Raw genomic sequence first — 21,156 nt, forward strand, 5'->3', positions numbered from 1 at the left:
CGCTCGCCTCGGCGGCCGAACACCGGATCCGGCCGCCGGCGCAAGGGCCATTAGATTTGCGCAAATTTATACTTCTCAAATACCATTGAAAATCTCGATGCCTCTCCCACCTTCCGGATAAATAGCTCCCCCGCCACTGTCGGAGGGAAGTAGAAAACGATACCGGCTTCGGAGGACTCCCCTCGATGGACCTGCTGATCTGGCCGGAATGGCCACTGGCGCTTGGCGCCCTCTTTCCCGTTGCAATCGCCCTCGTGGCGACTGCCCTTGTCGGCGAAGCCGGCGGACGTTTCGGCATACCGCGCGTCAGCGGCTATGCGCTCGCCGGTCTCGTGCTCGGCCCGCTCCTGCTGGGGTGGTTCGACGCCAACGATCTGGCCGGACACCGCCTCATCATCGACTTCACGATCGCACTCGTGCTTTTCGAGCTCGGCATCCGCTTCGACCTGCGCTGGCTCACCGCCAACCGCTGGATCGTGGCGACCAGCGTGGGCGAGATGGCGCTCACCTTTGCCCTCACCTTCGGCGCGCTGTGGGCCGTGGGCACGGGCACCGGCATTGCGCTGGCCGTCGCCGCCATTGCCGTCGGCACCTCGCCGGTGATCCTCATGCACGTCACCAACGAGCTGCGCGCCTCCGGCCAGACCACCGACCGCCTGCTCGCCCTGTGCGCGCTCAACGTCGCGGTGTCGGTGATCCTGCTCAAGCTCCTCGTCGGCGCCCTGCACGGCGTCCATTCCGGCTGGCAGCTCGCGCTGCTCCATCCCCTGTACCTGCTGCTCGGCTCCGTGCTTGCGGGCGCAGTGATCGCCGCGGCCTACCTCGGCCTGCGCAAGCTCGTCGATCCCGCCTCCGAGCAAGGGCTCGCCGCGATGATCGCGCTGCTGCTCGCGGCCATCGCGCTCCTCACCGCGCTGCGCCTGCCCACCGCGCTCGCGCCGCTGGTCGCCGGCGCCCTCATCAAGTGGCGCGACCCGCGCCCCCACCTGTGGCCCCAGCAGTTCGGCAGCATCGGCGGCGTACTCGTCATCGTCATCTTCATGCTCGCAGGGGCGGCAGTGAGCGCGGGCGAACTTTTTGCCGGTGCCGGCCTCGGAATCCTCGCAATCGTCGCGCGCGCCGCGGGCAAGTTCGGCGGCGCGATCGCCTTCGGCCCGCCCAGCGGCCTCGATCTGCGCAAGAGCCTCGCCCTCGGCGTGGGGCTGTTGCCGCTGTCGGTGCTCGCGCTGCTGCTGGCCGAGGACGTGCGCCTGCTGTACCCGGATTTCGGCGCCCGCCTGCTGCCCATCGTGATGGCGATGACCGTCGTGCTGGGCCTGCTCGGGCCCATCGCCACCCGGCGGGCGCTGATCCGCGTCCGCGAAACCCGCCGCGGAGACCTGCCATGAGCCTCGAAACCTTTGCCTCCTCACGCGCCCTGTCGATGGGCGTGGAACTGGAACTGCAGCTCGTCAGCACGCACGACTACGACCTCGTCGCCTCGGCCGAGGATCTGCTGCGCATGATGGCGCGCAAGGACGTGCCGGGCGACGTCAAGCCCGAAATGACCTGCTCGATGATCGAGGTATCGACCGGCATCTGCAACGATTACGCCTGCGTCGCCGAAGAGTTGGAGGCGTTGCGCTCAGCCCTCACTGAGGCCGCGCGCAAGCTCAACATCGGCATCTGTGGCGGCGGCACCCATGCCTTCCAGGACTGGGGCGAGCGCCGTATCTTCGACAAGCCGCGCTTCCACTACCTCTCGGACCTGTACGGCTATCTCGCCAAGCAATTCACCGTGTTCGGCCAGCACGTGCACATCGGCTGCCCTGGCCCGGACGCCGCGCTCTACCTGCTACACGGCATGTCGCGCTACATCCCGCACCTGATCGCGCTGTCGGCATCCTCGCCCTACGTGCAGGGCAAGGACACGGGCTTCCAGTCCGCGCGGCTCAATTCCGTGTTCGCCTTCCCGCTGTCAGGGCGCGCGCCCTTCGTCGAGACCTGGCAAGACTTCGAGACCTATTTCGCCAAGATGACGGACACCGGCGTGGTCCAGAGCATGAAGGACTTCTACTGGGACATCCGCCCCAAGCCCGAGTACGGCACGATCGAAGTCCGCGTCATGGACACGCCGCTCACCATCGGCCGCGCTGCCGCGATCGCCGCCTACATCCAGGCCATCGCCCGCTATCTGATGATCGAGCGCCCCATCCGGCTGGCCGAGGACGACTACCTCGTCTACACCTTCAATCGCTTCCAGGCTTGCCGCTTCGGCTTCGCCGGCACCTACGTGCATCCGGAAACGCACGAACATCGCACAGTCGCCGAGGAGATCGAGGCGAGCTTCGCGCGCATCGAACAGCACGCCATCGAGCTCGGTTGCGACGCCCCGCTCGGCGAACTGCTGCGCGAGGTGCGCGAAGGCCGCAACGACGCGACCTGGCTGCGCGAACGCCACACCAATGGCGAATCGCTGCCCGAGCTGGTGATGGGTCAGTGCGTGCGCTGGATGGGAGGTGAGCCGATGTGAGCAAGGCGCCGCTGCGCATTGGCCTCTCGGCCCGCCTGCTGCACACGCCGCCGGCGGAACTCGGCTTTCCGGGCAAGTCGCTGCAGTACCTGGAACAGTCGATGGCCCACTGGATCATGTCTCACGGCGCGCTCGTTCTGATGGTGCCCACCATCGGCCAGCACCTCGGCCTGCGTCGCGCGCAGATTTCGGTGCACGATTACGTCAAGGCGCTCGACGGGCTCGTGCTGCAAGGCGGCGCCGACGTCAGCCCCACCACCTATCGCCAGGATCCGCTGCGCCCCGAATGGACCGGCGACCGCATCCGTGATCTCTACGAGATCGAACTGCTGTGGGAGTTCGTCATCCAGGGCAAGCCGGTGCTGGGCGTGTGCCGCGGTGCGCAGCTGATCAACGTGGCATGCGGCGGCACGCTGTGGCAGGACATCTCCGAGTACGTCCCGGGAGCCGGCGCGCACCGCGACGCCGACCTCTACGACAAGCACCACCACGACATCGACTTCGTCGCCGGCAGCCATCTCGGCGCGCTGTACAGCGGCACGCCCGCCGGGCGCGTCAACAGCATCCACCACCAGGCCGTGCGCGACCTCGGCTCCGACCTGCGCATCGAAGCCTACTCGCGCGGCGACAACGTCGTCGAAGCAATCCGCTGGCTGGGCAACGGCTACCTGTTCGGCTGCCAGTGGCACCCGGAATTCCACGGCGGCGGAGGCGACCTGCTCGACGGCAGCCCCATCCTGCAGGACTTCCTCAACGCCGCCGAGCGCGCCCGGGGCGACTGAGCGCAGCGGTCGTCTAGGCTTCGTCCGCAGCGGCGCGCGCCGCGACGGCACTGCGCCCGCGCATCGCGATCGCACTGATCGTCAACAGCGCCAGGACAATGCACACCATGCCCAAGGACTCAGTCGGGCTCGGCCGCTCGCCCAACTCCACCCAGCCGCTCAACACCCCTACCGCCGGCACGGCCAGCGACGACAGCCCGGCCATCCCCGCGGGCAGGCGGTCGAGGATAAAGAGCCACATCAGCCACGCCAGCCCCGTCGCCAACAGCGCGTTGTAGACCAGTGCCCCGATGAAATAAGGCGTCACCTGCGGCGGCGCGGACGGTAGCAGCCACGCGATCACGCATAACACCAGCGACCCCAGCAGCATCTGCCACGCCGTCAGCGATAACAGGTCGAACTGCACATTGGCGCGCAGCCGCTTCGCCCACACCGCGCTCGCGGCCCACACCAGACCGGCGAGCACCGCCAGCAGCGGGCCCTGCGAGTCGCCGCGCAGCATCCACGGCTCGAGGATCAGCACCAGCCCCGCCAACGCCAGGCCGACGGCCATCCACTGCGACCCGCGCACCCGCTCCCCGAGGAAGACGCGCGCCATCAGCAGCAGCCAGAACGGCATCGTATAGACCAGCACCGCCGTCTTGCCCGCCCCGCCACTCACCAGCGCCCACTGGATCAATGCCGTGAAGGCCGCGGTCTGCAGCAGCCCCAGCCACAAGGTGCCCCCCAGCGCCACCGGCCGCAGCGGGCGGCGGCGCAGCGCCAGCACCGCGAACAGCGCGAGCGCGCCGAAGAAGGTGCGCATCGCGGAGAAGTCGAAGGGATCGACATAGCGCATCACCTTCTTCATCACCACGTAGTTGTAGCCCCAGATGATGGACAGGACGAGCAGCACCCCCGCCGCCGCCAGCAGTTTCCGATCTCGATTCATTGACGATTCCAGGCGCCGCGCGCCGCACAAAGCGCAATTCTACATTCTTGTACGCAATTTGCGGCCATATTGTGAACCAAATAGAAGCACCACGCCCCAACTTGTCGCACGGCGGCGCACCACGACGCCCCCCCCGCGCCGTCCTCGCGCACCATTATCGTGCGCCGATGAGCCGCGATGCACCATCGGCGGGACGGCTCCGCACCAATCGTCCGCACGGTAAACGCAACTCATTGAATAATAAAGACAAAGTTTCCGGCACATGATTTGCTAAATCGCACCGACCTCGCCACCCGGAGCACATCAATGGAGCAGTTCAAGACATCCGCGGACGTCCTCTTCGTCCTTCTGGGCGCCATCATGGTGCTTGCGATGCATGCGGGGTTCGCCTTCCTTGAAGTCGGCACTGTGCGCAAGAAGAACCAGGTGAACGCACTCGTGAAGATCCTCAGCGACTTCTCGATGTCGACGCTGGCCTACTTCGTCATCGGCTACACCCTCGCCTACGGCAATGGCTTCTTCGTCAGCGCCGAGCAGCTTGCCGCCAACTCCGGCTACGAGCTGGTCAAGTTCTTCTTCCTGCTGACCTTCGCGGCGGCGATTCCCGCCATCATCTCCGGCGGCATCGCCGAACGCGCACGCTTCGTGCCGCAGCTGATCGCGACCTTCCTCATCGTCGGCTTCATCTACCCCTTCTTCGAAGGCATCGTGTGGAACGGCAACTTCGGTCTGCAGGATTGGATCGAGGGCGCCTTCGGGGCGAAATTCCATGACTTCGCCGGCAGTGTCGTGGTGCATGCCGTGGGCGGCTGGATCGCGCTCCCCGCCGTCCTGCTGCTCGGCGCCCGCCGCGGTCGCTACCACAAGAACGGTCAGATCTCGGCCCACCCGCCGTCGAGCATCCCCTTCCTCGCGCTGGGCGCATGGATCCTTGCGGTGGGCTGGTTCGGCTTCAACGTCATGAGTGCCCAGCGTCTCGACGCCATCAACGGCCTCGTCGCGCTCAACTCGCTGATGGCCATGATCGGCGGCACCCTCGCCGCCCTCGCGGCGGGACGCAACGACCCCGGCTTCGTGCACAACGGCCCCCTCGCCGGCCTCGTCGCCGTGTGCGCCGGCTCCGACCTGATGCACCCGCTTGGTGCGCTCGCCGTCGGCTCCATTGCGGGCGTGCTCTTCGTGCAGCTCTTCACCATCGCGCAGAACCGCTGGAAGATCGACGACGTCCTCGGCGTGTGGCCGCTCCACGGCCTGTGCGGCGCCTGGGGCGGGATCGCCGCCGGCATCTTCGGCAGCAAGGCCCTCGGCGGCATCGGCGGCGTCAGCTTCGCTGGGCAGCTCGTCGGCACCCTCGGCGGCATCGCCATCGCGCTCGCCGGCGGCACCATTGTGTACGGCCTCATCCGCGCGACCCTCGGCCTGCGCCTCGATCCCGAAGAAGAATTCGCCGGCGCCGACCTCTCCATCCACAAGATTTCAGCGACCGCGGAGCACGAGACGTCGTGGTGAGGTTGATCCACGCAAAGCAGAATGAAACCGGTCGGCGCCGAAGATAGGCTCCCGTATCGAACTCGCTGCATATGGCGCGGCCAGGGTCGCGCCATTTTTCTGCGCCCGCCAAGGACAGTTCAGTCGTCGAGGCACACAAGATCGATGTGGTGACCGGGTTTATCGGCTAACGGCTCCGCTGGCGCACCTCATGGACTTACGGCCATCTTCAAACGCCTTACGCCCTCTGCGATCATCCCTTCGTCCAGATTCCCGTACCCGAGCACCAAGCCGTTGCACCTCATCGGGGCCCTGGCGTAGCAGCCCAGCGCCCGCACCCCGAGCCCCAACTTGGCCGCACGTTCTACCACCTCGAAGTCGCGCACTTCGGGCGGCAGCCACATGACCAGATGCAGGCCGGCTTCGCCGCCCGACAATTCCACGCCCGGCGTGAACGCGGCGCGTAGCGCCGCACGCAGTGCCGCCTGCCGCGCGGCATAGCGGACGCGCATGCGCCGCAGATGGGCGGTGTAATGGCCGCGCTGCATGAAGTCGGCGAGCGCGCGCTGTTCGATGCCCTGTCCGGCGCGCGTCGCCTGCGCGACGGCACGGGCGAAGTCGGCGGCGATGGGTTCGGGCAGCACGAGATAGCCAAGGCGCAAGCCGGGATAGAGCGTCTTGCTGAACGTGCCGACATAGACGACCGGGGCATCCGGCCGCAGGCCGAACAGTGCGGGCGGCGCGGCGCCCGCACGGCGGAACTCGCTGTCGTAGTCGTCCTCGATGATCCAGGCGCCCGTTCGGCGCGCGCGCTCGATGAGGGCGAGACGCCGCGGCAAGGTCATGACGCGGCCGGTCGGGTACTGGTGCGAAGGGGTGACCATGACGAGCCGCGGCGGGTAATCGCGCCAGTCCTCCTCCGCGGGAGCAAGCCCTTCGGCGTCGACCGGCACGTCATACACCCGCAGCCCGGCCAGGCCGAAGGCGACGCGGGCGGCGAGGTAGCCCGGGTTTTCGGCCCAGACGATGTCGCCATGGTCGCACAGCAGACGGGCACACAGGTCCAGCGCCACCTGCGTTCCGCTGGTGATGACGATTTGGGTCGGACTCACGGGCAAGCCGCGCCCGGTCGTGAGGTGGTCGGCGAGCGCCTGGCGTAGCGCGGGATCGCCGCCGCTCTCCGCATAGCCGAGCTGGCGCCAACCGGCATCGCGCCAGGCACGCTCCAGGCAGGCACGCCAGCTACGGAAGGGGAAGGCGCCGAAGTCCGGCACGCCGGGAGCAAATGGCAGCGCCTCGGCCTCGCGTCCGGGTGCGGGTTGGAGTGCGGCCGCAGCGCGGGCGGAGAGTCGGAGCGGCGCGGCGAGCGCATCGGCGGTGGCCGAACGCCCCGCCGGCCGCGCGGGGAGGGCTGCCACACGCGTGCCTTGGCGATCCGCCTCCAGACAGCCTTCGGCCACCAGTTGCTCGTAGGCGAACAGCACGGTGTTGCGGGCGATCTTCAGCGATGCGGCCAGCCCGCGGCTCGCAGGCAGGCGCGTGCCGGGCGCAAGACGGCCGGACAGGATGGCGTCGCGCAGGCGCAGGTAGAGCACGCGCTGACGCGGCAAGGTCTCGGGGAGCGGCGGGGCGAGCAGCCAGTCGAGTTCCATTGTGGCTCCATGGTTCATTCATCGCGTGGCACTACGAAAGGTACCACCACCCCCGTAGGCTTGTGCCAACCCTTTCCCCCGGAGCACCGCCGTCATGTCCAAGCCTTCCGCCCCTTCCCCGCGCACCCGCGTCCGCCGCATGCCGGAGCGCGCGCACTACGAGGCCGACGCCGTGACAGCCATCGTCGACGCGGCGATGATCTGCACCGTCGCCTTCCAGATCGATGGCGCGGTGCACGCGATCCCCACGCTGCATTGGCGCGAAGGCGAACACTTGTACATCCACGGCGCCAAGGCGTCCCGCATGCTCAAGGCGCTCGTGCAGGGCGAGGCCTGCGTCACCATCGCGCTCGCCGACGGATTGGTGCTGGCGCGCTCGGCCATGCACCACTCGATGAACTACCGTTCGGTGGTGATCTACGGCCGGTTCGAGCTCGTCGCCAACCCGGAGGACAAACGGCGCAGCCTGCGCGCGTTCATCGACGGCCTCTATCCCGACCGTTGGGCAACGCTGCGCCCGATCAACGACAAGGAACTCAACACCACCAGCCTGTTGCGGATCCCGCTCGCGGAAGCATCGGCCAAAGTGCGCGACTGGGGAGTGGAGGACGACGAAGAGGACCTGAGCTGGCCGGCATGGGCCGGGGTCATCCCGCTACGCACCGAGACCGGCACGCCGCGCACCGAGGACGACAGCGTGCTGAGCGAGGCGCCAGCGACACGGTTCGCCGGACGGTAGCGCGTCGGTCGGACGGGTACGGGCCAATGAGCCCGGCAGCCCAAGACGGAGGCTGTCGCACGGCATCGCCGTGCAGCGACCAGCGGGGACAGCCCGCCGCTGCCGCGCAGCGCTTCATGGCTCTGCGCGGCAGCTCGCGTCGCGGACTGGGAGGCGAGCTCAAGCGCGCTCGACGGTCTGGCGGCCGAGCGTGTAGAACTCCGCGTTGGGCCGCATGCTGGTGACGTTGGCGATGCGGTTGGACATGCCAAAGAAGGCCGAGATGCCCGCGATGTCCCAGATGTCGTCATCGTTGAAGCCGTGTGCCTTCAGCGCTTCGAAGTCGGCCTCTCCGACGAGGTGGGCGCTCTGCGAAACCTTCATCGCGAAATCGAGCATCGCCTTCTGGCGCTCGGTGATGTCGGCCTTGCGGTAGTTGGTGGCGACCTGGTCGGCAATGAGCGGGTTCTTGGCGCGGATGCGCAGGATGGCGCCATGGGCGATCACGCAATACTGGCACTGGTTAACGGCGCTCGTCGCGACGACGATCATCTCGCGCTCGGCCTTGGTCAGGTTGCCGGGTTTTTCCATCAGTGCGTCGTGATAGGCAAAGAAGGCGCGGAACTCGTCGGGGCGGTGGGCGAGCGTCAGGAACACGTTGGGGATGAAACCGGACTTCTCCTGCACGGCGAGGATGCGCGCGCGGATGTCTTCGGGCATGTCCTTCAGTTCGGGAACGGGAAACCGGCTCACTGCGGCCTGCTGCGCTTGGGTCATGCTGTTCTCCTTCGGATGATGAAGCGGGTTCTGCTGCTGAAGTTGGTCTAGCGATTGACGTCCACGACGATGCGGCCGCGCACTTCGCCCTTCAGGAGGCTATCGGCGAGCGGAATGGCTTCGGCCAGGCCAACTTCGCGGCTGATCTGGCCGAGCTTGGCCACGTCCAGATCGGTTCCCAGACGTTGCCAGGCCACGAGGCGCTCGGCACGCGGGCACATCACGCTGTCGACGCCTGCCAGCGTGACGCCGCGCAGGATGAAGGGCGCGACGGTCGCGGGGAAATCCATGCCTGCCGCCAGGCCGCAGGCGGCGACCACGCCGCGGTACTTGGTCGTGGCGCAGACGTTGGCCAGCACGTGGCTGCCGACGACATCGACGGCGCCGGCCCAGCGCTCCTTGCCCAGCGGCTTGCCGGGGGAGGAGAACAGGGCGCGCTCGACGACTTCGGTTGCGCCGAGGGACTTCAGGTAGTCGGCGTCCTGCGGGCGGCCGGTCGCCGCGACGACCGTGTAACCGAGCTTCGCCAGGACCGCGATGGCGACGCTGCCGACGCCACCCGCGGCGCCGGTGACGAGGATCTCGCCGTGCTCGGGTCGGACTCCATGCCGCTCCAGCGCGAGTACGCACAGCATGGCAGTGTAGCCCGCGGTGCCGATGGCCATTGCCTGCTGCGGCGTGAACGCCGGGGGCAAGGGCACCAGCCAGTCGCCGTTGAGGCGCGCCTTCTGTGCCAGCCCGCCCCAGTGCACTTCGCCCACGCCCCATCCGTTGAGCACCACCGAATCGCCGGCCTGGTACGCCGGATGGGTGCTCTCCTCGACCACGCCCACCAGGTCGATGCCTGGGACCATCGGAAACTTCCGCACCACCGGCCCCTTGCCGGTAATGGCCAGGCCGTCCTTGTAATTGAGCGTCGAGTGACTGACGCGAACCGTCACGTTGCCCTCGGGCAATTGCGCTTCATCGAGTTCCTGCACGCTCGCGCGGTAACCGGACTCGTCCTTCTCGATCAGGATTCCCTTGAACATACGTCTCTCCCACATTTAGACCGGTCGTCTAATAAACAGCAAAAAAATCAGCCCTTCGGTAGGCCGGCGAAAAAGAATTGAGCGAACACTTCGAGCGGCCTCGCGCTCCGTTCGAGCTTGGCCCGCAGGACGGCGCCCTCCCAGCCGATCCAGAAGAACGCCGCGAGCCGCGCCGTGTCGGCGTCCGGCGCCAACTCCCCGGCTTTCTGCGCCTCGACCAGACAAGCCCCAAAGCGGGCCTGCCAATCCTCGAAGGTCTCCTTGAGTCGGGCTCGAAAACTCTCGGGAAGGGTGCCCGTTTCCTGGCCGAGGTTTCCGATGAGGCAACCGCGACGGAAATCGTGGCGGGCCATGCCGTCCGTCGCGTCGGCAACGAAGGCCCGCAGGCGACTCAGGGGCGAGAGCGCCGCATTGCGAAGGTGACGATCCAGCTTCCGGGCAAAGAACTCCCCGTAGCGTTGGATCAGGTCGAGGCCGAACGCTTCCTTGCTGTCGAAATAGTGATAGAAGGATCCCTTCGGCACGCTCACGCGGCCGAGGATCTCGTCGATGCCGGTCGAGGAGAACCCCTTTTCGGTGAGCACTTCCAGCCCGGCCCGCAGCAAGAGTTCGCGCGTCTCGGTGAGATCTTCGCGCTGTCTGGGCGGTCGGCCGCGGCGACGGGGGGGCTGGTGGGCAACGTCCATGCCCGGAGATTAGACCGACCGTCTCATTAAATCAAGACACGGGACGCAAACAGCATGAAACCGCCCCCGGCGCCTGCACCCATCCGCGCGAGGAGCATCCCTGCAGTCTTGGCCAAACGGGCCCTTGAACCACGCCGTCTGCCCGGCCGGCAGGGAGCCAAGCGGAATGCCGGGAATTTCCCGCAACTTTCGCTCTGCAGTCCCGACCGTCGACTATGGTATGAGGAGCGGCGAGAACAACCGCAGACCCAACCCCGACGAAAGGAGAGACCATGCCTACCGGTACCGTCCGACTGCACCGCGTGCTGCGCGCAAAACCCGAGAAGATCTACCGCGCCTTCCTCGATGCGGAAGCCCTCGCCCGCTGGCTGCCGCCCAACGGCTTCACCTGCACCGTCGCCCAACTGGATGCCACGGTGGGCGGCACCTTCAGGATGGCGTTCAGGAATTTCAGCACGGGCAACAGCCATTCCTTCGGCGGCACCTATCTGGAACTCGTGCCCCACGAGCGCATTCGCTACACCGACAAGTTCGACGACACCAAGCTGCCCGGCGAGATGGTGACGACGGTGTCGCTGCGTGCGGTGGTCTGCGGAACGGACGTGGACATCGTGCAGGAGGGCATTCCCGAGGCGATTCCGGTGGAATTCTGCTACCTCGGCTGGCAGGAGTCGCTCGAGCATCTGGCGCGACTCGTCGAGCCTGAAATTCCCGACTGACGCCCCCGCACGGCTCAGGCCGCCCGCCTTTGCGGCCGCCGCAGGGCGTGGCTGACGGCATAGCCGAAGACCAGCCCCCAGAACGCGCTGCCGATGCCGAACAGCGTAAGGCCCGACGCGGTGACGAGGAAGGTGACCACGGCCGCATCGCGTCCGCCCTCGTCGGCGAGCGCGGCGCTCAGGCTGGCGGCGATCGTGCCCATCAGCGCAAGGCCGGCGATGGCGGCGACCAAGGCCTGCGGGAAGGCGGACAGCAGGCTCGCCACCGTGGCCCCGCCGATGCCGGTGAGGAGATAGAAGCCGCCCGCCCAGATCGACGCGAGGTAGCGCCGGGCCGGATTCGGATCGGCGTCCGGGCTCATGCAGATCGCAGCCGTGATCGCGGCGAGGTTGAAGGAGAATCCACCGAAGGGCGCGAGTACGACGCCGGTGAGGCCGGTCCAGCCGAGCAGCGGCGAACCGGGCGTCGCGTAGCCGTTGGCGCGCAGCACGGCCAGGCCGGGCACGTTCTGCGAGGCGAGCGTGACGATGAACAGCGGCAGGCCGATGCCGATTAGCGTCGCAAGCGAGAAGCTCGGTATCACGAATTCCGGGGCGGACAGTTGCCAACGGATTTCGGCGGTGGCAATGCTGCCACTGGCCGCGGCGACGACCAGACCGGCAAGGAAGGCGAGCGGCACGGCGTAACGCGGGGACCAGCGACGGGCGGCGAAGAACACGAGGATCATCGTCCCCACCAACGCGAGATCCTGGCTGAGCTGCGCGAAGGCGCCGAGGCCGAAGCGCAGCAGCACGCCGGCCAGCATTGCCGCGGCAATCGACGGTGGCACGTGGCGCATGATGCGCTCGAACGCGCCGCTGAAGCCGAGCACCGCCATCAAGGCAGACGCGAACAGGAAGGCGCCGATGGCTTCGCTCATCGGCACCCCGACGAGCCCCGTGGCAAGGAGCGCCGCACCCGGCGTCGACCACGCCGTGAGGATGGGCGCGCGATAACGCAGGGACAATGCGATGGTCGTGAGGCTCATTCCCAACCCGAGCGCCCACAGCCACGAAGCCAGCTGCGAGGGCGTTGCCCCGGCGGCATGGGCGGCCTGAAAGACGATCGCCGCCGAGCTGGTGTAGCCGACCAGGACGGCGATGAAACCGGCCGCGAGGTGCGGAAAATGACGGGTGATGCCCGGCGCCGTGTGTGGCTTGCCCATGCTTGGCTCTTTCTGCTCTAATCGGAAGATCGTGCGCTATAACGCACACCCTCAAGCCTAGCAGCGTGCGTTATAACGCACAAGCCTGAGACGCCCAGCGCGAACGACATGTCCAAGAACGGCCTCCCCTCTTCCGCCCCGGCGCCCAGCGCCACGCCCGCGCTGGCGGAGCATCTGGCCGCAACCATGCGGCGCTTGCGTGCCGAGCGCGGCTGGAGCCTCGACCGTGCCGCGGGCGAGACCGGCGTCAGCAAGGCCATGCTCGGCCAGATCGAACGCGCCGAATCGAGCCCGACCGTGGCCACCTTGTGGCGCATCGCCTCCGGCTTCCACACCCCGCTGTCGGCCTTCATCGAGCCGCCGGTGCGCCACGAAGAGGCCGCCTTCCGCTGCGCCGCCGCGTTGCGCGACCGGCCGGCGAGCGACCCGATGTGGGTCGCCCCGCTCTTCCCCTACGACGCGCACCTGGGCTTCGAGCTGCTCGAACTGACGCTGGCGCCCGGCTACGAGCGGCATTCCGAGCCCCACCTTGCCGGCGTCGTGGAGCACGTGATCGTCATCCACGGCACGCTGGAGGTGCTCATCGACGGCTGCTGGCACCCCCTGAAGGAAGGCGACGCCGTGCGCTTCGCCGCCGACCGGCCGCACGGCTACCGCAACCTCGGCGACGCGCCGGCCGTCTGCCATAACCTCATCTGCTACACGGGAGTGGCCACACCGCGGTCCGCGCCGCCGCACACCGGCTGATGCCCCGTATTCGCGCAACCTAGCCGAACAAGCGTGCCGGAATCACCCGTCGCATCTGCCCGCCGACCACGCTCCGGAATCGCGGACTGTGCAGGCAGATGCCGCCCGCGAAGCCGACCAGGCAACCGAGCAGGGTGTCCAGGAAGCGCGCCTGGATCAGCTCGGTGGCCGAACCGTGCCCCAGGGTGGCGGCCTCGGCCAGGAGGATGGTCAGCGGCGTGATGAAGATCGCGGCGAAGCCGTAGTGGCGCACCACGGCGGTCTCGACCACGAAGGCCAGCCCTATCATCACGACCGAGATGGACCACTTGTCGAGCGGCAGGCTGAGCAGCGCCCACGACACGAGCATGCCGATGGTGGTCCCGAGGAGACGGTGCACCTGCTTGTCCCACACCGCGCGCAGGTTCATGCCCTGCATCACCGCGAGGCAGCTCACCGGCACCCAGTAGGCGCGCTCGAGTTGCAGCAGCTGCGCGAGTGCGAGCGAAATGCCCACGCACAGGCCGATCACGACCGAGTCGAACACGACGAAATCGAAAGTCGGCGCCGACAGCGGCTCGACCGGCTTGGGATCGCGCCGGCGCAGGATGTACACGCTGTAGAAGAACGCGATCAGGCTCGCCAACAGGCAGCCCATCGCGAACAATCCGACCTTGAGCGGCACCTCCAGGATGTCGCCGGGCGAATACGCGCCGATCGACGCCGCCATGATGAAGAACAGGCTCCCCGGCGGCCCGACGCGATAGAAGCGGCACACCATGGTGACGAGGATCGCGGTGAAGGTCAGCACGGCCATCATGACCGGCGGCACGAGGTGGCTCATCACCCCCAGCGCGTAGCTGGCCGTCATCGCAAAGGCACTCGCCATGAGCGCGACCATGCGGTGATGCAGGGGCGTCTCGGGCAGATACAGGAACACCAGCCCGCCCAGCGACGAGATCAGGCCGTAGTCCATGCGGTCGAACCAGGCCCCCACCATCAGCGGCAGGCCGGTGGCCAGTGCCGCGGCGAACGGCATCTGCCAGGGCCGGTCGCTCGGCTTGATCGTCATGAACTGGCGCAGTTCTTCGCGGAACAACGCCGCGAGCCTGCTCCACCTGGCGGGGGCTGTCATGGGTCGGGGTCTTCGAATCGGGACGCGGAGATGCAAGGGTAGCGCACTTCCGCGACGGCACCATGGGTCCGTATGCGCGCAGGTCCTGCGCCCGGGCCGGCTATGGAGCCGGCCCCACCCACGCGACATGCGTCGGGCAGCGAACCGAAAGCGCCGGATTCCATCTAAATGTTTCCACCAACCCCGGGATGGAGAAGTTCATGAAAAACACGAAGAAGATGACGAGGATTCTGGCGGGAGCACTGGTCATGTGGGGTGCATCCCTGCCGGTCGCGGCGGTCGACATGACATTCTTCGTCACCAGCGCAGGCCCCGGCAACGGCGCGAACCTCGGTGGTCTCGAAGGCGCGGACAAGCATTGCCAGACCCTCGCCGCGGCGGCCGGCGCCGGCAAACGCACGTGGCGCGCCTATCTCAGCACGCAGGCAGCTGCGCTCAATGACACCAAGGTCGTGCACGCGCGCGACCGCATCGGCACCGGCCCCTGGTTCAATGCCAAAGGCGTGCTGATCGCGCGCAATGTGGATGAATTGCACTCGCCCCATTCCAACCTGACCAAGGCCACCCTGGTGGACGAGAAGGGGCAGATGGTGAATGGCCGCACCGAAAAGCCCAACCGCCACGACATCCTCACCGGCTCGCGCCCGGACGGGACGGCCTTCCCCCCCAGCCCCCCCTTCCTCGACATGACCTGCGGCAACTGGACGAAAGGCGGTGACGAGGGCATGGCGATGACCGGCCACCACGACCGCGCCGGCCCGACCGGAGACGCGTGGGCGACATCGTGGAACTCCGCGCACCCGACGCGCGGCGGCTGCAGCCAAAAGGCGCTGCAAAGCACCGGCGGCGACGGGCTGCTCTACTGCTTCGCGGAGAAGTGAGCGCCGCGGGGGCGAAACGGCCCCCGCCGTCCAGGCGCCCGTGGCGGCGACGCCCTCTCGCTACAGCAGGCTGGACGCCAGCGCGAACATCAGCAGCGCCATCGCGGCATCAAGCACGCGCCAAGCCATCGCGCGGTCGAACAGCGGCGCCAGCACGCGGGCACCGTAGGCCAGCGTGAAGAACCATAGCAGGCTGGCCGCGGCCGAGCCGGCGCCGAACACCCAGCGCCCCTGCTCGCCGTGCTGGTTGGCAAGGCCGCCGAGCAGAACCACCGTGTCGAGATACACGTGGGGGTTCAGGAAGGTGAAGCCCAGGCAGGTGGCCACGGCCGTTGCGAGCGGCACCGGCGTGCCCACCTCGACATGCATGCGCTCGCCCTGCCAGGCGCGCCGGGCGGCAAACGCGCCGTACATGAGCAGGAAGGCCGCACCGCCGTAGCGCGCAATCGCCAGCAGGTCGGGACTGGACTGGATCATGGCGCCCAGACCGGCGATCCCGGCAGCAATCAGCAGCGCATCGGACAGCGCGCAGATCAGCGCGACCGGCAGCAGGTGCTCGCGCCGTATCCCCTGCCGCAGCACGAAGGAGTTCTGTGCGCCGATCGCGACGATGAGCGCCATGCTGGCGAGGAATCCGGCCAGGAATCGAGTGTCCATGAACAGGCTCGGTGAAGGTTGTCGAGGCCACTTTAGCGAGCTACTTTCGATCAGAAAAACTAAACTTTTTAAGTTATCGTTAATTTTTCTGAATCATGAAGATCGACAACGCCCAGCTCGCGGCCTTCGCGATGGTGGTCCGCGAAGGCTCGTTCGAGGCGGCCGCGCGCAAGTTGCACGTTACCCCGTCGGCCGTGAGCCAGCGCATCAAGCTGCTGGAAGAGCGCCTCGGGCAGGTGCTGATCCGCCGCGCCACCCCCTGCCAGGCGACCGATGCCGGCAAGACGCTGGTGCGCTACACGGAAGAACTGGCGCTGCTCGAATCGGAGATGCTCGGCACGCTGGGCGGCGCGGACACCACGCTGCAGGCGCCCCTGCGGATGCCCATCGCCGTCAATGCCGACTCGCTCGAAAGCTGGTTTTTCGCGGTCTTCGACGCGATGCCGACCGAGCCGGCGATCAGCTTCGACCTGCGCGTCGAAGACCAGGATCACTCCGCCGCGCTGCTGCGCGAGGGCACGGTGATGGCGGCCGTGAGCGCGAGTCCGACGCCGATCCAGGGCTGCACGGTCGAGCCGCTCGGCGTCATGCGCTACCTCGCGGTGAGCTCGCCGGCCTACGTCGCCCGTCATTTCCCGGCTGGCGTGGATGCCGCCACCCTCGCCAGCGCGCCGATGCTGCGCTTCAACCTGAAGGACGCGCTGCAGCAGCAGTTCATCGCACGCTTCACGACCGACGCCCTGCAGCCGCCGACCCACATGGTGCCGTCGGTGCATGGCTTCGTCGCGCTGGCGCAACGCGGACTGGGCTGGGGCATGGTGCCCGAGCATTTCGCGCTGCCGGCCATCGCGGCGGGCGACCTCGTCGAGATCGCACCTGGCCATCATCTCGACGTGCCGCTCCACTGGCACCGCTGGCGGCTGGGCTCGCAGGCGCTGCATGCGCTGACGTCCGCGGTGCGGGTGGTTGCCCGGGACGCCTTGCGCCAGGACGCGCGCGAGATCACGGGACGCTTGCCGTCAGCCGACGAGGGGCGGCCGTCAGCGGCGTAACCCGTCCGGCACGATCTGCATCAGGTCATCCTCAGCGCTGGAAGTAGCCGACGCCGACCAGTTTTCCATCCACGGTGCGAAAGTAGGAGTGCTTCTTTTCGATCTTGCCGGTCGTCGGGTTTCGCCAGCTGTAGTCGAGTTCACCATCGCCCTTCGTCGCCGCGAGCCTGATCATCTCGGTGACGATGGGTTTGCCGTTGGGATCGCGCACCTCGAAACCCTTGCTGCCCACCAGCGCGGGGGTGGCGCCGTGCGCAAGGAAGCGGCCATCGGCCGTGTCGATGACGAAGACGTAGAGGTCGTCATGGACGAATGGTCCGTCGAGACGCTGGAACTGGGCCAGCGCGCCCTTCGCATCCGCCTTCATCGCCTTGATCGCATCCTTGAGCAGGGCCCGGGCCTGGACTGGCGTGGCACGGGGCGGGTAGAAACCGACGGCGACGACGATCTCGCCGACCTTGCGGAACATCGTCACCTTCGGCTCGCCGCGGCTGTCGGCGGGGTTGAACCAGCGATACTCGACCTGTCCGCCCCCCTTCGCTTTCGCCAGTTCGATCATCTCGCGGAAGAACGCCTTGCCTTCGACGTCCGTGTAGTCGAGCACGTTGTCGCCGATCAGCGCGGCCGACGATCCACCGCTGGCGAGGAAGCGCCCATCCATGCGCACGGCGTAGGCGTACAGGTCGCGATCGACGAAAGCCGCCTGGCGGCTGAAGTCGGCCGCACCTTTTTCGCCCGTCTGTTCGATATGCCTGACCGCGCGTTCCAGCAGCGCGGTGGCACGCTTGCCGAGTTCGCTGTCGAACAGGCGGATCGATTCGGCGTCGGCCGCGCCTGCGGCTGACGGCACAAGGCCCGTGCCCAAGGCGAGGCCCAGCGTGAGAACGAGTACGCGGACTGGAGCAGACATCGTCGAACCTCTTGAGAATGCTGTTTCGGTGGTTGTGTTCGCCCAGCAACGCCGGCGTGCGCGATGCAGTCCTGCGTTGCGGGGCGGGAGCGGCTCGCTCGGTTGCCGAGCCTCCGTTGCCGACTCAGTAGCCGAGCATCTGGGGCAGCCACAGCGTGAGTTGCGGAACGAAGGCGATCAGGAAGATCGAAGCCGTCGAGGCGAGCACGAAGGGGTGGATGCGCGAGACGATCTGCTCGACCGTGGAACCACCGATGCCGGATGCGACGAACAGGTTCTCGCCCAGCGGCGGCGTCTGGAAGCCGACCGACAGCGTGCAGATCACGACGATGCCGACGTGGGTGGGGTCTGCGCCCATCATGTACATCACCGGCAGCAACACCGGCACCAGGATCATGATCGCGGCGAGCGTTTCCATGAACATGCCGACGAACAGCAGGAACACGATGATCAGCGTCCAGATCATGTACACGTTGTCGGTGAGGCTCAGCAGGGATTCCGCGATCGTCGCCGGGATGCGTTGTTCAACGAGCAAGCGCCCGAACACCACCGCCGCGAACAGGATCAACAACACCCGGCCGGTGATCCACGTCGTGGTCTTGAGCGAGTTCAGGACCGCGGCGAACTTGAGCTCGCGATGCAATACAAGACCGACGAACAGCGTGTAGAAGATCGCGACGATGGCCGATTCGGTCGGCGTGAACAGGCCGGTGTAGATGCCGCCGAGGATGATCACCGGCGCCAGCACGGACCATGTGCCGCGGCGCAGCGCCTGGCCGATCTCGCCGTACGACCATTTCTCCGTCAACCCGCGGTAGCCGCGCTTGTTGGAGATCATGTAGTTCGTGAGCAGCAGCGCGCCGGCCATGATGAAGCCCGGGATGACGCCAGCGACGAACAGCTTGGGGATCGACAGCGACGCGAACTGGCCGTACTTCTCGACGGCATCGGACGGCGGCGCCATGCCAAGCGCCGAGATGCCGAAGATCACCATCGGGATCGACGGGGGGATGATGATGCCCAGACCGCCCGAGGCGGCCGTAACCGCCGAGGCGTAGCTGCGCTCGTACTTGCGATTGACCATCGCCGGGATCATCAGCATGCCGACAGCGGCCGTCGTGGCCGGCCCCGAGCCCGAGATCGCGCCGAAGAACAGGCAGGCGAGCACCGTCGCCGCGCCGAGGCCGCCGGTGATCGGTCCGGCCAGCGTTTCGGCGATGTCCACGAGCCGCTTCGAGATGCCGGCGGCCTCCATCAGCGCGCCGGCAAGCACGAAGGCCGGCAGCGCCATCAGCGGGAAGCTGCCCACCGAGGTGAAGGCGATCTGCACGAAGGCGATGGGATTCTTCCCCAGCACCAGGAAGGCGACCATCGCCGCACCGGCCAGCGACACCGTGATCGGCGCGCCCAGCAGCAGCAGGGCGAAGAAGCCGCCGAACAGGATTTCTACAATATATGCTTCCATTGTCTTGTCTCCGCGGAGGATCCGGCTCAGGCATTCGCCGCGGCGGCGGCACGTTTCAGGTTCTCGAGTTCCTCGGCTTCCGGATCGAGAATCTCGACGCCCTTGAACAGCGACAGGTAGTTGTTCCACAGGATGCGGATCGACATCAGCACGAAGGCGATCGGCAGGATCATGTAGAAGTACTTCATCGGCAGCCCGATGGTCTGGGACTTCCAGAACAGGTTCATGCGGTTGAAGACGAAGTCGTAGCTCAGGAAGGCAAAATAGAGGTTGAAGCCGACCCACAACAGGTCGGCGAACGCCTCGCTGACCTTCTTGACAATGGGCGGGAAGAACTTGAAGTGGAAGGCGACGCGGTTGTGCGCCGACATCTTGGCCGCTACGCAGGCGCCGAGGTAGGCAAACCAGACGAAGAGATAGGTTGCGAGTTCTTCACCCCAGGGCAGCGAGTACTGGAAGAACTGACGCAGCAGGATCTGGACGAAAAGCAGCACGACGAAGAACGCGAGCAGCGCCTCGCACAGATACTCTTCGATGTTGCTGATGAATTTGAGGAAGAAGCGCCCTGCGGCCATGACAAGCTCCAGAGAATCCGGTGCGCCCGATCACACGGGGACGGCCCCAGCCACCGGCTGGAGTCGTCCGGAATCGTGGCGGCGTGTTTTGTGCGCGAGATCGGCGATCGTGGCGGCGCCGGGGTCGGCAGGCGGCGCGAGCCGTGGCTCGCGCACCGCCTGCCGTGCCGCCGGACGCCGCCTCCGTCCGCAGTTCAGCGGCCGAGCACCTTCTGCGCGCGGTCGAGCTTTTCCTTGCCGCCGATGCTCTTGTAGAACTTCGGCCACACGGCGGTGGTCGCCTTGGCGATCCATTCCGCTTCACCGTTGGCCGGGTCGGTGATCTGCATGCCGCGCGCCGCCAGATCCTTCTTGATCTTGTCTTCGGTTTCGAGCAGGTACTTGAAGCTGTGCTCGGTGGCTTCCTGCCCGGCCTCGAGGATCGCCTTCTGCACCTCGGGCTTCTGCGACTTGAAGACCGACTCGCTCACCACCAGCGGCTCGAGCGAGAAGATGTAGCGGATGTTGGTGATGTACTTCTGCACCTCGTAGAACTTCATCGCCGACACGGTGATGTAGGGGTTGTCCTGCCCGTCGACGACGCGCTGCTGCAGGCCGGTGAAGGTTTCGGACCACGACATCGGGGTCGGGTTGATGCCCCACGCCTGATACGAGGAGATCATGATTTCGTTCTTCGGCACGCGGATCACCAGCCCCTTGAGGTCTTCCAGCGTCTTGACCGGCCGCTTCGAATTGGTGAGCACGCGGAAGCCTGAATAGGCCCAGCCGACGATGCGTACGCCGGCGTCGCGTACCGTGTTGTCAGTCAGTTCCTTGCCGACTTCACCCTGGGTGAGCTTCTTCGCTTCATCGGCGCTCTGGATCAGGTAGGGCATCGTCAGCAGACCGACCGTCGGCGAGAACGGGGTGATGTTGTTCACCGCGAGGATCGAGAAATCCAACGTCCCCATCGCGGCGTTGTTGATCGTGTCTTCCTCGCTGCCGAGCTGTCCATTGGGGAACAGGTCCACCTTGTGCTTGCCGCCGGTCTTCTGCTGGAACAGCTTGGCGAAAGTCGTGCCGAGCTCCCACTGGGTGCCGCCCGCGGCGTCGCCCACGGCCATCTTGAAAGTCTCGGCCAGAGCGGCAGGCGCTGCCACCAGCAGGCTGGCGGCGGCGACGAGCGGCATCAGTACGTTCTTGCTGAATTTCATTTCTGTCTCCTCGATCTCATTATGGTTTGGCAGATCATGCTGCCGAGGGGTATCAAGGTGC

Annotated in this window: 21 protein-coding genes; 9 read left to right on the forward strand and 12 right to left on the reverse strand. The window is 66.8% G+C overall.

Annotated elements, in window-relative coordinates; translation table 11 throughout:
- Positions 1-185: 185 nt before the first annotated feature.
- From ToN1_RS06515 to ToN1_RS06525, 3 genes are read left to right on the forward strand one after another with little or no spacing between them, the layout of a single operon-like run.
- Positions 186-1,388, forward strand: coding sequence for a cation:proton antiporter (locus tag ToN1_RS06515; protein ID WP_169207551.1), 1,203 nt, complete (start codon positions 186-188; stop codon positions 1,386-1,388).
- The gene (locus ToN1_RS06520) at positions 1,385-2,512 is read left to right on the forward strand and encodes a YbdK family carboxylate-amine ligase (protein WP_169207550.1); all 1,128 of its coding nucleotides are present in this window, start codon (positions 1,385-1,387) and stop codon (positions 2,510-2,512) included. Before ToN1_RS06515 ends, ToN1_RS06520 begins: the two co-directional genes overlap by 4 nt.
- Positions 2,509-3,294: a gamma-glutamyl-gamma-aminobutyrate hydrolase family protein gene (locus ToN1_RS06525; RefSeq protein ID WP_169207549.1), complete on the forward strand. Its 786-nt coding sequence runs from the start codon at positions 2,509-2,511 to the stop codon at positions 3,292-3,294. Before ToN1_RS06520 ends, ToN1_RS06525 begins: the two co-directional genes overlap by 4 nt.
- Positions 3,295-3,307: 13 nt before the next feature.
- Here the strand turns inward: ToN1_RS06525 and ToN1_RS06530 are convergent, their stop codons facing one another.
- Positions 3,308-4,225, reverse strand: a complete 918-nt coding sequence (locus ToN1_RS06530; protein ID WP_169207548.1) for a DMT family transporter — start codon at positions 4,223-4,225, stop codon at positions 3,308-3,310.
- Between the two features lie 306 nt (positions 4,226-4,531).
- On the opposite strand from ToN1_RS06530, the gene ToN1_RS06535 reads away from it, so the two are divergent.
- Positions 4,532-5,734, forward strand: coding sequence for an ammonium transporter (locus tag ToN1_RS06535; protein ID WP_169207547.1), 1,203 nt, complete (start codon positions 4,532-4,534; stop codon positions 5,732-5,734).
- Between the two features lie 188 nt (positions 5,735-5,922).
- Here ToN1_RS06535 and pdxR read toward each other — a convergent pair whose 3' ends face one another.
- A complete protein-coding gene (pdxR, locus tag ToN1_RS06540; protein WP_169207546.1) occupies positions 5,923-7,365 on the reverse strand; it encodes a MocR-like pyridoxine biosynthesis transcription factor PdxR in 1,443 nt (480 codons plus the stop codon).
- A 94-nt stretch (positions 7,366-7,459) separates the two neighbouring features.
- On the opposite strand from pdxR, the gene ToN1_RS06545 reads away from it, so the two are divergent.
- The gene (locus tag ToN1_RS06545; RefSeq protein ID WP_169207545.1) at positions 7,460-8,104 is read left to right on the forward strand and encodes a pyridoxamine 5'-phosphate oxidase family protein; all 645 of its coding nucleotides are present in this window, start codon (positions 7,460-7,462) and stop codon (positions 8,102-8,104) included.
- Between the two features lie 159 nt (positions 8,105-8,263).
- Here ToN1_RS06545 and ToN1_RS06550 read toward each other — a convergent pair whose 3' ends face one another.
- From ToN1_RS06550 to acuR, 3 genes are read right to left on the reverse strand one after another with little or no spacing between them, the layout of a single operon-like run.
- Positions 8,264-8,860, reverse strand: a complete 597-nt coding sequence (locus ToN1_RS06550; RefSeq protein WP_169207544.1) for a peroxidase-related enzyme — start codon at positions 8,858-8,860, stop codon at positions 8,264-8,266.
- A 47-nt stretch (positions 8,861-8,907) separates the two neighbouring features.
- Positions 8,908-9,891: an acrylyl-CoA reductase (NADPH) gene (gene acuI, locus ToN1_RS06555; protein ID WP_169207543.1), complete on the reverse strand. Its 984-nt coding sequence runs from the start codon at positions 9,889-9,891 to the stop codon at positions 8,908-8,910.
- A 47-nt stretch (positions 9,892-9,938) separates the two neighbouring features.
- Positions 9,939-10,496 (reverse strand): acrylate utilization transcriptional regulator AcuR, encoded by a 558-nt coding sequence (gene acuR / locus ToN1_RS06560; protein WP_483297056.1) that lies wholly within the window; start codon positions 10,494-10,496, stop codon positions 9,939-9,941.
- 353 nt (positions 10,497-10,849) lie between these two features.
- Between acuR and ToN1_RS06565 the strand changes: the two genes are divergently transcribed.
- Positions 10,850-11,296, forward strand: coding sequence for an SRPBCC family protein (locus tag ToN1_RS06565; RefSeq protein ID WP_169207541.1), 447 nt, complete (start codon positions 10,850-10,852; stop codon positions 11,294-11,296).
- 14 nt (positions 11,297-11,310) lie between these two features.
- On the opposite strand, the gene ToN1_RS06570 is transcribed toward ToN1_RS06565, so the two are convergent.
- Positions 11,311-12,501, reverse strand: coding sequence for a benzoate/H(+) symporter BenE family transporter (locus ToN1_RS06570; protein ID WP_169207540.1), 1,191 nt, complete (start codon positions 12,499-12,501; stop codon positions 11,311-11,313).
- Between the two features lie 108 nt (positions 12,502-12,609).
- Between ToN1_RS06570 and ToN1_RS06575 the strand changes: the two genes are divergently transcribed.
- On the forward strand, positions 12,610-13,248 hold the full coding sequence (locus tag ToN1_RS06575; RefSeq protein ID WP_169207539.1) for a helix-turn-helix domain-containing protein: 639 nt from the start codon (positions 12,610-12,612) through the stop codon (positions 13,246-13,248).
- A gap of 19 nt (positions 13,249-13,267) precedes the next feature.
- On the opposite strand, the gene ToN1_RS06580 is transcribed toward ToN1_RS06575, so the two are convergent.
- A complete protein-coding gene (locus ToN1_RS06580; RefSeq protein WP_169207538.1) occupies positions 13,268-14,362 on the reverse strand; it encodes an FUSC family protein in 1,095 nt (364 codons plus the stop codon).
- A gap of 200 nt (positions 14,363-14,562) precedes the next feature.
- Between ToN1_RS06580 and ToN1_RS06585 the strand changes: the two genes are divergently transcribed.
- Entirely contained in the window at positions 14,563-15,243 is a 681-nt protein-coding gene (locus ToN1_RS06585) for a hypothetical protein (protein WP_210148044.1), read from the forward strand.
- Positions 15,244-15,303: 60 nt separating this feature from the next.
- Here the strand turns inward: ToN1_RS06585 and ToN1_RS06590 are convergent, their stop codons facing one another.
- The gene (locus ToN1_RS06590) at positions 15,304-15,900 is read right to left on the reverse strand and encodes a LysE/ArgO family amino acid transporter (protein WP_169207595.1); all 597 of its coding nucleotides are present in this window, start codon (positions 15,898-15,900) and stop codon (positions 15,304-15,306) included.
- Positions 15,901-15,995: 95 nt separating this feature from the next.
- Between ToN1_RS06590 and ToN1_RS06595 the strand changes: the two genes are divergently transcribed.
- Positions 15,996-16,952, forward strand: coding sequence for a LysR family transcriptional regulator ArgP (locus ToN1_RS06595; protein WP_169207596.1), 957 nt, complete (start codon positions 15,996-15,998; stop codon positions 16,950-16,952).
- A gap of 31 nt (positions 16,953-16,983) precedes the next feature.
- Here ToN1_RS06595 and ToN1_RS06600 read toward each other — a convergent pair whose 3' ends face one another.
- The 4 genes from ToN1_RS06600 to ToN1_RS06615 all read right to left on the reverse strand — a co-directional run bounded on the left by ToN1_RS06600 (position 16,984) and on the right by ToN1_RS06615 (position 21,095).
- Positions 16,984-17,862, reverse strand: coding sequence for a cache domain-containing protein (locus tag ToN1_RS06600; protein WP_169207597.1), 879 nt, complete (start codon positions 17,860-17,862; stop codon positions 16,984-16,986).
- A gap of 124 nt (positions 17,863-17,986) precedes the next feature.
- Positions 17,987-19,327, reverse strand: coding sequence for a TRAP transporter large permease (locus ToN1_RS06605; protein WP_169207598.1), 1,341 nt, complete (start codon positions 19,325-19,327; stop codon positions 17,987-17,989).
- Positions 19,328-19,353: 26 nt separating this feature from the next.
- Entirely contained in the window at positions 19,354-19,902 is a 549-nt protein-coding gene (locus ToN1_RS06610) for a TRAP transporter small permease (RefSeq protein WP_169207599.1), read from the reverse strand.
- Between the two features lie 194 nt (positions 19,903-20,096).
- Positions 20,097-21,095 (reverse strand): TRAP transporter substrate-binding protein, encoded by a 999-nt coding sequence (locus ToN1_RS06615; protein WP_169207600.1) that lies wholly within the window; start codon positions 21,093-21,095, stop codon positions 20,097-20,099.
- Between the last annotated feature and the right edge of the window lie 61 nt (positions 21,096-21,156).

The sequence above is a fragment of the Aromatoleum petrolei genome (assembly GCF_017894385.1).
Lineage (GTDB): Bacteria > Pseudomonadota > Gammaproteobacteria > Burkholderiales > Rhodocyclaceae > Aromatoleum > Aromatoleum petrolei.